The 13,180-nt window shown below is 34.0% G+C and carries 13 protein-coding genes; 9 read left to right on the top strand and 4 right to left on the bottom strand.

The window, feature by feature from the left end; translation table 11 throughout:
- Window positions 1-28: 28 nt before the first annotated feature.
- Window positions 29-262, bottom strand: a complete 234-nt coding sequence (locus C7J89_RS10310) for a glutaredoxin family protein (protein ID WP_103295902.1) — start codon at window positions 260-262, stop codon at window positions 29-31.
- Between the two features lie 203 nt (window positions 263-465).
- Here C7J89_RS10310 and C7J89_RS10305 point away from each other — a divergent pair, with 203 nt between their 5' ends.
- From C7J89_RS10305 to C7J89_RS10295, 3 genes are all read left to right on the top strand, one after another.
- Window positions 466-1,818, top strand: a complete 1,353-nt coding sequence (locus tag C7J89_RS10305; RefSeq protein WP_103295901.1) for a cytochrome ubiquinol oxidase subunit I — start codon at window positions 466-468, stop codon at window positions 1,816-1,818.
- Window positions 1,818-2,843, top strand: coding sequence for a cytochrome d ubiquinol oxidase subunit II (locus C7J89_RS10300; protein WP_103295900.1), 1,026 nt, complete (start codon window positions 1,818-1,820; stop codon window positions 2,841-2,843). Before C7J89_RS10305 ends, C7J89_RS10300 begins: the two co-directional genes overlap by 1 nt.
- Before the next feature lie 82 nt (window positions 2,844-2,925).
- Window positions 2,926-3,585, top strand: a complete 660-nt coding sequence (locus tag C7J89_RS10295) for a potassium channel family protein (RefSeq protein WP_048794209.1) — start codon at window positions 2,926-2,928, stop codon at window positions 3,583-3,585.
- 126 nt (window positions 3,586-3,711) lie between these two features.
- Here C7J89_RS10295 and rnjA read toward each other — a convergent pair whose 3' ends face one another.
- Window positions 3,712-5,511 (bottom strand): ribonuclease J1, encoded by a 1,800-nt coding sequence (gene rnjA / locus C7J89_RS10290; RefSeq protein WP_061854974.1) that lies wholly within the window; start codon window positions 5,509-5,511, stop codon window positions 3,712-3,714.
- Window positions 5,511-5,726 carry a DNA-dependent RNA polymerase subunit epsilon gene (locus C7J89_RS10285; protein ID WP_061854973.1) on the bottom strand — a complete coding sequence of 72 codons (216 nt, stop codon included), beginning with the start codon at window positions 5,724-5,726 and terminating at the stop codon, window positions 5,511-5,513. Before C7J89_RS10285 ends, rnjA begins: the two co-directional genes overlap by 1 nt.
- Window positions 5,727-6,177: 451 nt before the next feature.
- On the opposite strand from C7J89_RS10285, the gene C7J89_RS10280 reads away from it, so the two are divergent.
- A complete protein-coding gene (locus C7J89_RS10280) occupies window positions 6,178-6,459 on the top strand; it encodes a hypothetical protein (protein WP_371860672.1) in 282 nt (93 codons plus the stop codon).
- A gap of 50 nt (window positions 6,460-6,509) precedes the next feature.
- Here C7J89_RS10280 and def read toward each other — a convergent pair whose 3' ends face one another.
- A complete protein-coding gene (gene def, locus C7J89_RS10275; RefSeq protein ID WP_061854971.1) occupies window positions 6,510-7,061 on the bottom strand; it encodes a peptide deformylase in 552 nt (183 codons plus the stop codon).
- Between the two features lie 122 nt (window positions 7,062-7,183).
- Between def and C7J89_RS10270 the strand changes: the two genes are divergently transcribed.
- From C7J89_RS10270 to lpdA, 5 genes are all read left to right on the top strand, one after another.
- Window positions 7,184-7,810 carry a YkyA family protein gene (locus C7J89_RS10270; RefSeq protein WP_103295899.1) on the top strand — a complete coding sequence of 209 codons (627 nt, stop codon included), beginning with the start codon at window positions 7,184-7,186 and terminating at the stop codon, window positions 7,808-7,810.
- 241 nt (window positions 7,811-8,051) lie between these two features.
- On the top strand, window positions 8,052-9,164 hold the full coding sequence (gene pdhA, locus C7J89_RS10265; RefSeq protein WP_103295898.1) for a pyruvate dehydrogenase (acetyl-transferring) E1 component subunit alpha: 1,113 nt from the start codon (window positions 8,052-8,054) through the stop codon (window positions 9,162-9,164).
- Between the two features lie 3 nt (window positions 9,165-9,167).
- Entirely contained in the window at window positions 9,168-10,145 is a 978-nt protein-coding gene (locus C7J89_RS10260; protein ID WP_061854968.1) for an alpha-ketoacid dehydrogenase subunit beta, read from the top strand.
- Window positions 10,146-10,287: 142 nt separating this feature from the next.
- A complete protein-coding gene (locus C7J89_RS10255; protein ID WP_061854967.1) occupies window positions 10,288-11,586 on the top strand; it encodes a dihydrolipoamide acetyltransferase family protein in 1,299 nt (432 codons plus the stop codon).
- A gap of 3 nt (window positions 11,587-11,589) precedes the next feature.
- Window positions 11,590-12,996, top strand: coding sequence for a dihydrolipoyl dehydrogenase (gene lpdA, locus C7J89_RS10250; RefSeq protein ID WP_103295897.1), 1,407 nt, complete (start codon window positions 11,590-11,592; stop codon window positions 12,994-12,996).
- The last annotated feature ends 184 nt before the right edge of the window (window positions 12,997-13,180 follow it).

The following is a 13,180-nucleotide window of genomic DNA, read 5'->3' as shown; positions in this document are numbered from 1 at the left end:
TAAGTGTTAACACTTAATAAACTTCTTTTTATTTAATATTTAATTCAGCGTTGATTTTGTCCATATCAATTTGGTACATAGGCTCATTATTTAAAAGAATAAATGGCGTAGCAAATGCATCATAGTCCATCATTTCATTACGATATGTTGAGTTTTGTGAAATATTCTTTTCTGTATAATCAACATTTTTTTCAGTTAAATAATTTTTAATAAACGTACAAGGCGGGCAATCATTTTGTGAATAGATGATAATATTAGACATTTAAAACAAATTCCTTTCAAATTGAAATACTATTCCATAATATAAGAGATACAACATAAGAAATCAAGTTTGTGAACTGTCTGTGACACGTCATTAATTTGTCAATATTCAATTGAACCATAACAATTCCATCCATGAAAATAGCGAGTTATAATAAAAACATATTGTGATTTTTGTCACAAATTCAGAAAAAAGGTGATTTTATGGATTCAGTAGAAATAGCGCGTTTCCTCACAGGAATGACGCTAGCCGTTCATATAATTTTTGCGACTATTGGTGTTGGAATGCCATTAATGTTTGCTATTGCAGAATTTTTAGGTATTAAAAAGAATGATCCTAGTTATACTGCATTAGCAAAACGTTGGTCCAAAGGTTATACGATTACTGTCGCAGTCGGCGTTGTGACAGGAACAATTATCGGATTACAGTTGTCATTACTTTGGCCGACATTTATGCAAATGGGTGGCCATGTTATAGCATTACCACTATTTATGGAAACATTTGCATTCTTCTTTGAGGCTATCTTTTTAAGTATTTATTTATATACTTGGAACAGATTTAAAGGTAAATGGACACACGTAATTTTAAGTATTCCAGTTATTATTGGTGGTTCATTCTCTGCATTGTTCATTACTTCAGTAAACTCGTTTATGAACACGCCTGCAGGATTCCAAGTTAAAGACGGCAGAATGGTAAACGTTGAACCATGGGCAGCAATGTTTAATGCATCATTTTTAGTGAGATCATTTCACGTAGTTGCTACTGCACTTATGACGATGGCATTTATATTAGCTGCCGTAGCAGCATTTAAATTGTTGAAAAATAAAGTTAGTAAAGATGCAGAATATCATAAAAAGGCACTAAAAATAACGATGATATTAGGCTTAGTATTTACTTTAGGTTCAATGCTTGCTGGAGACTTATCAGCTAAATTTTTACACAAAGTACAACCAGAAAAATTAGCAGCATATGAATGGCATTTTGATACGGGTTCAAAAGCTGATTTGGTCTTCTTCGGTACACTTAATGAACATACACAACAAGTAACAGGTGCAATAAAAATACCTGGGTTACTAAGCTTTTTAGCAGACGATAATATTAATACTAAAGTAAAAGGATTAAATGATTTTCCTAAAGCTGACTTACCACCACTCATCGTGCATTATTTCTTTGACTTGATGGTATCACTTGGTGTATTTTGTTTCATCATTTCTGCGGCATATGTAGCGACGCTAATCTTTAAAAAATTACGACGCTTCATGCATGCTAAACCAATGCTATATGGTATCTTACTCACTGGTCCTGCAGCGATGTTAGCTATCGAATTTGGTTGGTTCTTAACAGAAATGGGTCGTCAACCTTGGATAGTTAGAGGTTATTTAAAAGTTAAAGAAGCTGCTACACAAGCAGGTGGTTTAACATTCGTTACTATTATGTTTGGATTACTTTACATTGTACTAATGGTAACATCAGCATATGTGCTAATAAGAATGTTTAAAAATAAACCTGCTTATAAAGATATCGCAGCAGTTTCAAATGAGAGAGGTGAGCAGTAATGATATTTTCTTATATTGGAATAATCGTCTTGTGGTTATTTTTGTTTTGCTATATTATTATTGCATCAATCGACTTTGGCGCAGGTTTCTTTGCATTACACGCTAAGATTACTAATCAAGATAAAAAGTTAAATCATATAATATCTAGATATTTGAACCCAGTATGGGAAGTAACTAACGTGTTCTTCGTGTTCTTTTTCGTAGGAATGGTAGGGTTCTTCCCAGACTCAGCATTATACTTTGGAACAGTATTATTAGTACCAGCTTCCATTGCATTAGTATTGTTATCGATAAGAGGTGCATTCTACGCATTTGAAAACTATGGCCAAGATTCTAAATTACCTTGGTTAGTATTATATGGTTTAACAGGATTATTTATTCCTGCATCGTTAGCCACTGCAATGACAATTTCTGAAGGTGGTTATATTACTAAGCATGGTTCAAACTTTGACTTGAATTGGACTGAATTATTACTAAGTCCATTTTCATGGTCAGTAGTATTTTTAGCAGTCATCACTGTACTTTATATCTCTTCAGGATTTTTAACATTTTATGCTGATAGAGCAAAAGATACGAGAGCATATAAATTATTAAGATATTGGTTCCTTTTCTGGGGACCACCGATGATTGCAATATCACTATTTGTCTTTTTATCATTAAGAATTCAAAATGAAGGTCATTTTTTATCAGCAGTGCTTAACTATTGGTGGTTATTCTTACTTAGTCTAATTTGCTTTATAATAGCCATGTTATTAACACTAATTAAAAAAGCGCATGGTTGGGCATTTATAATGGTCATCCTACAAATGGCTTTTGCCTTTTTCGGATATGGTGCAAGTAAACTACCATATATATTCTATCCGCAAGTGCAATTCGAACATGCAGTGGTAAATGATAGTATGGCGATGGCATTAACAATCGCATTTATTTGTGGTTTACTTTTATTAGTTCCATCGTTAATATTATTATTGAAGTTATTTGTTTTCGACAAAGAATATGTAGAAGGCAAAAAGTCTCAATATTAACAAAAGGGTGAGAAGGGTTAACAAATTGTTAAACAATGTGAGTGACTCTTTTCACGCCTTTATTTTTTAATGGAGGACGCATATGGATAAAGAATATGTGGTAATAGGATTAGGCCGTTTTGGCGGTAGTATTGTTAGAGAATTAAATGCATTAGATATGGACGTTATGGCAATTGATAGTAATGAAGCGCGTGTGAACGAGTATAGTGAAATTGCTACTCACGCAGTAGTTGCTGATACAACAGATGAAGCCGTAATGAAAAGTTTAGGTATTAGAAACTTTGATCATGTTATCGTTGCAATTGGTGAAAATATTCAATCTAGTACATTGACGACACTTATTTTAAAAGAATTAGGTGTTAAAAAAGTAACAGCTAAAGCTCAAAATGATTACCATGCGAAAATTTTAAATAAAATTGGTGCCGATACAGTTGTGCATCCAGAGCGTGATATGGGTCGTCGTATTGCTCATAATGTAGCGAGTGCGAGTGTATTAGATTACCTAGAATTAGCAGATGAGCATTCAATTGTAGAAATTAAAGCAAGTGAAAAGATGGCAGGTAAAACGATTATTGAGTTGGATATTAGAGCTCAATTTGGTATTAGTATAATAGCGGTTAAACGTGGTAGAAATATACTAGTTTCTCCTGATCCAAATGAAAATATAGAAATAGGCGATATTTTAATAATGATTGGTCATGATAATGACTTGAATCGTTTTGAAATGAAAGTTGTAAGATAATCTTATACGCTTTTAAGAGTGTTGAATATTAGTTCAGCACTCTTTTTTTATTACCTATAAAAAGGAGTATAGCTATCTATTGTAGATAACTATACTCCTTATATATTTTGTAGCAAAATTCAAATGCTATTTTGATTGTGTATTATTTTGTTGTTTCTGAGATTTTTCTTTATTTTCTTTAGGTGCTTTTTTCGCATTTGAAGGTTTACGTTCTTTTTGTGGTTTGCTAGAGTTAGCTTTGCTATCTTCATCTTCGTTAACCTTCATAATTACAGGTAAAATCATTGGCTTTCTTGCAGTTTTTTCGTATAAATATGGTTGTAATGTTTCAATGATTGAAGATTTTATTTGATGCCACTGTATCGAACTATTTTGATTTAATTTAGAAATTACATCCGTTTTGATTCTACGTTGTGCATCGTAAATTAATTGACCTGACTCACGCATATAAACAAAGCCGCGTGAAATAATGTCTGGACCAGATAGTAGTTTGTTTGTTTTGAAATCAATGCTAACGACTACGATGACTAAACCTTCTTCTGATAATAACTTACGATCACGTATAACGACATTACCGATGTCGCCTATACCGCTACCATCAACTAATACGTTACCTGATGGAATGCGACCGACTTTGCGAGCAGAATCATGTGTAAGAGCTAAAACATCGCCAATATCGAAAATAAAGACATTATCTGGATCGACACCACATTCAATACCTGATTGACCATGTGCTTTAAGCATACGGTACTCACCATGGATAGGTAAGAAGTATTTAGGTCTAATTAAACGTAACATTAATTGTTGATCACCTTGAGATCCGTGACCAGAAGTGTGAATGTTAGATACTTTATTATGAATAACATCTGCACCAGCACGATATAACGAATTGATTGTACGATTAATACTCTTCGTATTACCTGGGATAGGTGATGAGCTAAATACAACTGTATCTTCAGGAATGATTTTTATTTGTTTATGTGTACCATTAGCTATTCGTGATAAAGCGGCCATGGGTTCACCTTGAGAACCAGTACATAAAATTAATAGTTCATGTTTAGGAATACTATTAATTTTATTTGGTTCTACGAAAGTTTCTGGTGGTGCTTTAATATATCCAAGCTCCATGCCAATTTTAATGTTATTTTCCATTGAACGACCAAAAGTAACGATCTTACGACCATATTTAATCGCGGCTTCAACGGCTTGTTGAACACGGTATATATTAGATGCAAAAGTCGCGAATATAATACGGCCCGTACAATTTCTGAAAATCTTATCGACATTTTGGCCGACTTCTCGTTCACTTAATGTGAAATCAGGGACGAGGGCGTTTGTAGAATCAGAAAGCAGACATAATACGCCTTCGTCACCTAATTTAGCCATTTTCCCAATATTAGCCGGTTCACCAACAGGTGTGAAATCAAATTTAAAGTCACCAGTATGAACAATATTACCTTCCGGTGTATTAACAATAACACCATAAGCTTCAGGAATACTGTGTGTTGTTAAATAAAATGAAATTTCAAAATGTTTTGATTTAATCACACTTTGTTCATCTATTTCGATTAATTCTGTAGTTCTTAATAAGTGATGTTCTTCTAATTTATTTCTAATTAATCCTAAAGCTAATGGACCACCGTAAATAGGTACATTAATTTGTTTTAACAGGTAGGGCACACCACCTATATGGTCTTCATGTCCATGTGTAATAAATAAACCAACGATTTTATCTTGGTTTTGTTCTAAGTACGTATAATCAGGAATGACATAATCGATACCTAATAAATTGTCATCAGGAAATTTAATACCCGCATCAATTATAACTATTTCATCCTGGTACTCGACGGCATAAGTGTTTTTACCTACTTCACCTAAGCCACCAAGTGCATATACAGCTACTTCATTTTTATTGATTTGCTTCATTATTCAGCTTGCTCCACATTGAAGTGATCTGATTGTTTTTCATATTCTAAATGTGTGCCCTCTAATTTAGTAATAAATTCAATGTTGTAATTACGATCTTTTAAATAACGTCTTACTTGTTCTTCAGTTTGTGCTTCTACGTAAATTGTTTGTGTGTTCTCACGAACTACCACTTCGTCTTTATTATGTTGATAAAATACTTTAAATACTGCCATTATCTATATTTCCTCCTATTGCTATCTCTAAATATTTAATATTATTGAATAAAAACCCTAGTCGAATACACATACAAAAATGAATAGAACCAAATTTGTAAAATTAGGCAAAGTGTCTGAATATAAAAGAACATACAAGCTTTCTGCCCAGTATGTTTCTAGGGAAGTTAATTTCGTTCAGTATAAGAATAGATGTAATCAATATTAATCTAATTCTAGTTATTTCCTATTTTACATGATGTTAATGAATAAATAAAGCAGTTTATCATGAGCAACTAACTATATTTTATGTTTTAAAAAAATGAACATCATAAAGTTATAAATGATAATAAACTGAAAGTTTAGTTAATTTTTAACATTAGTCTTGAGTAAATCTAGAAATTTATTTATCATGAAATAATATAACTAAAAGGCAAGTAGTAATTGAAATTCGAGACAAAATAGAATTAAGGTGATTAGTTTGGATCAAACAAGTAGAATTATTGAAGATGTGAAACGTGAAAAACAACGAGATGACAAAATTTTTAAAGGCGTTACGTTTGAAGTGAGAACTGAACAAGTAATTATGTTTTTTAATTATGAAGAGATTGTCGATACACAAAATCAAGACCAATATTTTATTAAACATAATCACGACCCGGAATTTATTGATATTCAAGAATTAAATGCGTTAAAGAAAAGCTTAGATGAAATACATATAGCTTATAGTGAAAGACGCGACGATTTTATGTAAACATAAAGAGAGAGCAATTACTAGATGTAATTGCTCTCTCTATCGTTTTATTAAACTTCAACAGCATCTTCATGTGGTTGTAGTGGGTTATTTTGATCGATATGATCATAAAACATAACACCGTTAACATGGTCGATTTCATGTTGGACTACGATTGCAGGATAACCTTTAAGTCTTAATTTCACTTCTTTACCATCCATATCTGTTGCTTTTACCGTAATTCTAAATTTACGATGAACTAAGCCAGGTATGTTTTCGTCGACGCTAAGACAACCTTCGCCTGTTGGTAAATAAGCTTCTTGAACACTATGACTCATGATTTTAGGATTAACTAAAGTTAAGTCATATGAATTGCCATTACCATCATCAGGAAGATAAACAGCAATCATTTTTTTAGAAACATTGATTTGAGGTGCGGCTAATCCGACACCTGAGCGTAGCCCATATTTGTTAGCTGTTTCTTCATCTTGACTATTAATTAAAAATTCACGCATTGATTTTAATGTTGAGCGATCTTCATCCGACAATGGTAATTCAACATCTTTAGCTTTTTCACGCAAAGTTGGATGACCGTCTCTAATTATGTCTTTCATTGTTAACATTTACTTACACCTTCCTTACTTTCACTATACCAAATTTGAATAATTAAAATACAGTAATCTATTTGATTTATACTATAATATTATATAATATAACACACACGTAGAGGAGGAATTAGCTTAATATGAAATTAAAACAAGGAATCGGTGTCGCATTAGCTTCGACAGTTCTATTAACTGGTTGTACTACCGATAAAGGCGAAATGAAAGCATATAATAAACAAATTCAAAAAGCTTTTGATAACGAAAAATCTATTAATACATCTAGTAAAAAACTAAATGATCTTGAACAGAAGAAAAATAAATTAGTTCAAAGTTTAAAAGGTAAAGATGAAGATAAAGAAAAAGAGATTGCTAAAAAAGTAATAGATAATACAAAAGAAAGACAGCAAACTTTTAAAGAAGAAGAAAATGCTATGGACAAATCTCATCAAGAGTATAAAAAAGCTGCTAAACATATTGATAAAATTGGTAATAGTAAAAAGCAACGTGAAGTTAAACAATTAGATACTGCATTAAAAGAAAAATATAAAGCACATGATAAATACGCAGATGCATATAAAAACGTAATGAATAAAGAAAAAGATATGTTTGAATATGCTTCAAAAGGACAACCTTCTCAAGGACAAATTGATAAAAAATCACATGCTATTTCAGGTGCATATAAAGATATGAATAAACAATTTAAAAATTATTCTAATGCAATGAAAAAAGTTAAAGAAGAAAAACAAGATGTCGATAATTTAATGTAAATTAAGTTGAGAATAAAATCAGAAAAATGATTGCGCTTACATTAGTGGTGGTAAATGACGCTACGTGACACATTTTATCCACTAGTACAGTTGTATATAATATACTGGTACAGTTTTGAAACTGTACCTTTTTGTAGTAGAACAGAACTTTTTTAAATTGTTTAACAGTGAAACAGTTTTGTGATACAATGTGATAGGATAAAATGAATTTCTATTATACGGGAAAGGTATGGTGAATTGAATGGCTCCGAAATTACAAGCCCAATTCGATGCAGAGAAAGTATTAAACGATACTCAATCTCAATTTGAAATGATTCAAATTTTGGATGAAGACGGTAATGTTGTTAATAACGATTTAGTACCAGATTTATCAGATGAACAATTCGTTGAATTAATGGAGAGAATGGTTTGGACACGTATCCTTGACCAACGTTCTATTTCATTAAACAGACAAGGACGTTTAGGTTTCTACGCTCCTACAGCTGGACAAGAAGCTTCTCAATTAGCTTCACAATACGCATTAGAGAAAGAAGACTTTATTTTACCTGGTTACCGTGACGTACCACAATTAATTTGGCACGGTTTACCTTTAACTGAAGCATTCTTATTCTCAAGAGGACACTTCAAAGGAAATCGTTTCCCAGAAGGCGTAAATGCATTAAGCCCACAAATTATCATTGGTGCACAGTATGTTCAAACTGCTGGTGTAGCATTAGGTATTAAAAAACGTGGTAAAAAAGCTGTTGCAATTACTTATACTGGTGACGGTGGTTCTTCACAAGGTGACTTCTACGAAGGTATTAACTTTGCTTCTGCTTATAAAGCACCTGCAATTTTTGTTATTCAAAACAATAACTATGCAATTTCTACACCACGTAGTAAGCAAACAGCTGCAACTTCACTTGCTCAAAAAGGGATTGCTGTAGGTATTCCAGGACTTCAAGTCGATGGTATGGATGCATTAGCAGTATATCAAGCTACTAAAGAAGCTCGTGACCGTGCAGTAAATGGTGAAGGCCCTACGCTAATCGAAACTATGACTTATCGTTATGGTCCACATACAATGGCCGGAGATGACCCAACTAAATATCGTACTTCTGATGAAGATTCTGAATGGGAGAAAAAGGATCCATTAGTCCGTTTTAGAAAATTCTTAGAAAATAAAGGTTTATGGTCTGAAGATAAAGAAAACGAAGTTATCGAACGCGCTAAATCAGAAATTAAAGCAGCGATTAAAGAAGCAGACAACACACCTAAACAAACTGTTACAGATTTAATGGAAAACATGTACGAAAACATGCCTCAAAACTTAGCAGAGCAATATGAAATTTATAAAGAGAAGGAGTCGAAGTAACCCATGGCACAAATGACAATGGTTCAAGCGATTAACAATGCGCTTAAAACTGAATTACAAAACGACGAGAACGTTTTACTTTTCGGTGAAGACGTTGGTGTTAATGGTGGGGTTTTCCGTGTAACTGAAGGGTTACAAAAAGAATTCGGCGAAGACCGTGTTTTCGATACACCATTAGCAGAATCAGGTATCGGTGGTTTAGCTTTAGGTTTAACTTTAGAAGGCTACCGTCCTGTAATGGAAATCCAATTCTTAGGTTTCGTATTTGAAGTCTTTGATGCTGTAGCGGGCCAAATTGCTCGTACTCGTTTCCGTTCTGGTAACTCAAAAAGTGCACCAGTAACTATCCGCGCGCCATTCGGTGGTGGTGTACATACACCTGAATTACACGCAGATAACTTAGAAGGTATTTTAGCTCAATCTCCTGGATTAACAGTTGTAATTCCTTCAAACCCATACGATGCTAAAGGATTATTAGTTTCAGCTATTAGAAGCAATGACCCAGTCGTATTCTTAGAACATATGAAATTATATCGTTCATTCCGTGATGAAGTACCTGAAGAAGAATATACTGTTGAAATTGGTAAAGCCAATGTAAAACAAGAAGGTACAGATTTAACAATTATTGCATACGGTGCAATGGTTCAAGAATCACTTAAAGCTGCGGAAGAATTAGAAAAAGATGGACATTCAGTTGAAGTCATCGACTTACGTACTGTTCAACCAATCGATATCGAAACACTTGTTGCATCAGTTGAAAAAACTGGCCGTGCAGTAGTAGTACAAGAAGCTCAACGCCAAGCTGGTGTTGGTGCAACAGTTGCTTCAGAATTAGCAGAACGTGCTATCTTATCATTAGAAGCACCAATCGCTCGTGTTGCTGCAGCAGATACTGTATATCCATTTACACAAGCTGAAAATGTTTGGTTACCTAACAAAAATGATATCTTAGAAAAAGCTAAAGCAACATTAGAATTCTAATTAATACACTAGTCAGAAGTAGTTGAATGAAAATTTCTCTACTTCTCTCTAATGTTTTATAAATGAAATATGTTAAGCTATGTTTAGTACATAGTAAAATTCCACACAATAACTTAAATTGAAATCTTAGGAGGACAAAAACGTGGCATTTGAATTTAAATTACCCGACATTGGTGAAGGTATCCACGAAGGCGAAATCGTAAAATGGTTTGTTAAAGCTGGAGATCAAATCGAAGAAGACGATGTATTAGCAGAAGTACAAAATGATAAATCAGTTGTTGAAATTCCATCACCTGTAAGCGGTACAGTTGAAGAAGTATTAGTAGACGAAGGTACAGTTGCAGTAGTTGGTGACACAATTGTTAAAATCGATGCGCCTGACGCTGAAGAAATGACTTTCAAAGGTAGCGATAGCGATGAAAGTGCTTCACAATCATCAGAATCATCTGACGATAGTAAAGAAGAAGCTGCTACTGAAACTAAATCAGCATCTACTCAAGAAGAAGATGTAGATGACAACAAACGAGTTAAAGCGATGCCATCTGTACGTAAATACGCACGTGAAAATGGCGTTAACATTAAAGCAGTATCAGCTACTGGTAAAAATGGTCGCATAACTAAAGAAGATATCGATGCTCACTTAAACGGTGGACAAGTTGCCTCTGAAAGCACTGAAGCTCAGGGTACTGAAGAATCTGCAAGTGCAGCACAATCAGCACCAACAGCTACTGAAGGTGAGTTCCCAGAAACTACAGAAAAAATCCCAGCTATGCGTAAAGCGATTGCTAAAGCAATGGTTAACTCTAAGCATACTGCACCTCACGTAACATTAATGGACGAAATTGATGTTCAAGATTTATGGGATCACCGTAAGAAATTCAAAGAAATTGCTGCTGAACAAGGTACTAAATTAACTTTCTTACCTTATGTTGTTAAAGCATTAGTTTCTGCATTGAAAAAATATCCAGCATTAAATACTTCATTTAATGAAGAAGCTGGCGAAATTGTACACAAACACTATTGGAACATTGGTATTGCGGCTGATACTGACAGAGGCTTATTAGTACCTGTTGTTAAAAATGCTGACCGTAAATCTATTTTCCAAATTTCTGATGAAATTAATGAACTAGCTGTTAAAGCTCGTGATGGTAAATTAACTTCTGACGAAATGAAAGGTGCTACTTGTACAATTAGTAATATCGGTTCAGCTGGTGGACAATGGTTCACTCCAGTAATTAATCACCCAGAAGTTGCTATCCTAGGAATTGGACGCATTGCACAAAAACCAATCGTTAAAGATGGTGAAATTGTGGCAGCGCCAGTATTATCATTATCATTAAGTTTCGACCACAGACAAATTGATGGTGCTACTGGACAAAATGCGATGAACCATATTAAACGATTATTAAATAATCCAGAATTATTATTAATGGAGGGGTAAAACATGGTAGTTGGAGATTTCCCAATTGAAACTGATACTATTGTAATTGGAGCAGGACCAGGGGGTTATGTTGCAGCAATCCGCGCAGCACAATTAGGTCAAAAAGTAACAATCGTAGAAAAAGGTAACTTAGGTGGCGTATGTCTTAACGTTGGATGTATTCCTTCAAAAGCTTTATTACACGCTTCTCACCGTTACAGTGAAGCACAACATTCTGAAAACTTAGGTGTAATCGCTGAAAGCGTATCACTTAAATTTGACAAAGTTCAAGAATTCAAAGAATCAGTTGTTAACAAATTAACTGGTGGCGTTGAAGGACTATTAAAAGGTAATAAAGTTGAAATCGTAAAAGGTGAAGCTTATTTCGTTGATAATAACAGCTTACGTGTTATGGACGACAAGAGCGCTCAAACTTACAATTTCAAAAATGCTATTATTGCTACTGGTTCTAGACCAATTGAAATTCCTAATTTCAAATTTGGTAACCGCGTTATCGATTCAACTGGCGCATTAAACTTACAAGAAGTTCCTGGTAAACTTGTTGTTGTTGGTGGCGGTTATATCGGTTCTGAACTTGGTACAGCATTCGCTAACTTTGGTTCTGAAGTTACTATTTTAGAAGGTGCTAAAGACATTTTAGGCGGTTTCGAAAAACAAATGACTCAACCTGTTAAAAAAGGTATGAAAGAAAAAGGTGTCGAAATCGTTACTGAAGCAATGGCTAAATCAGCTGATGAATCAGAAAATGGTGTAACAGTAACTTACGAAGTTAATGGTGAAGAACAAAGTATCGAAGCAGACTACGTATTAGTTACTGTAGGCCGTCGTCCAAATACAGACGAATTAGGCTTAGAAGAACTTGGCTTAAAATTTGCTGATCGTGGATTATTAGAAGTAGACAAACAAAGCCGTACTTCTGTCGATAATATCTTTGCAATTGGTGATATCGTACCTGGTTTACCATTAGCTCATAAAGCAAGCTACGAAGCTAAAGTTGCAGCTGAAGTAATTGCTGGAGAAGCTTCTGAAGTAGATTACATTGGTATGCCTGCAGTATGTTTCACTGAGCCAGAATTAGCTCAAGTAGGTTATACAGAAGACCAAGCTAAAGAAGAAGGATTACAAGTTAAAGCTTCTAAATTCCCATTCGCAGCTAATGGTCGTGCGTTATCATTAGACGATACTACTGGTTTCGTAAAATTATTAACACTTAAAGAAGACAACACTTTAGTAGGTGCTCAAGTAGTAGGTACTGGTGCTTCTGACATTATTTCTGAATTAGGTTTAGCTATCGAAGCAGGAATGAATGCTGAAGACTTAGCATTAACAGTACATGCTCACCCAACATTAGGTGAAATGTCAATGGAAGCTGCTGAAAAAGCATTAGGTTTACCTATTCACACTATGTAATTAACAGCTTACATTTATAGAGTTAACAGAGTCTGGAGCATAATATTTTCTCCAGACTCTATTTTTATATAAGCAGTAGTATGACTGAACTGAAAATGTGCTTGTATCATGCGTCTTTCAACTTTAGTCATCTTTGTCGGGGCGGGACTAAAAAATCTTCTTATACAAATAAGATTTCTGTCCT

The organism is Staphylococcus kloosii, assembly GCF_003019255.1.
GTDB classification, from domain to species: Bacteria; Bacillota; Bacilli; order Staphylococcales; family Staphylococcaceae; genus Staphylococcus; species Staphylococcus kloosii.
This window is presented reverse-complemented; position numbering and strand designations above follow the sequence as displayed.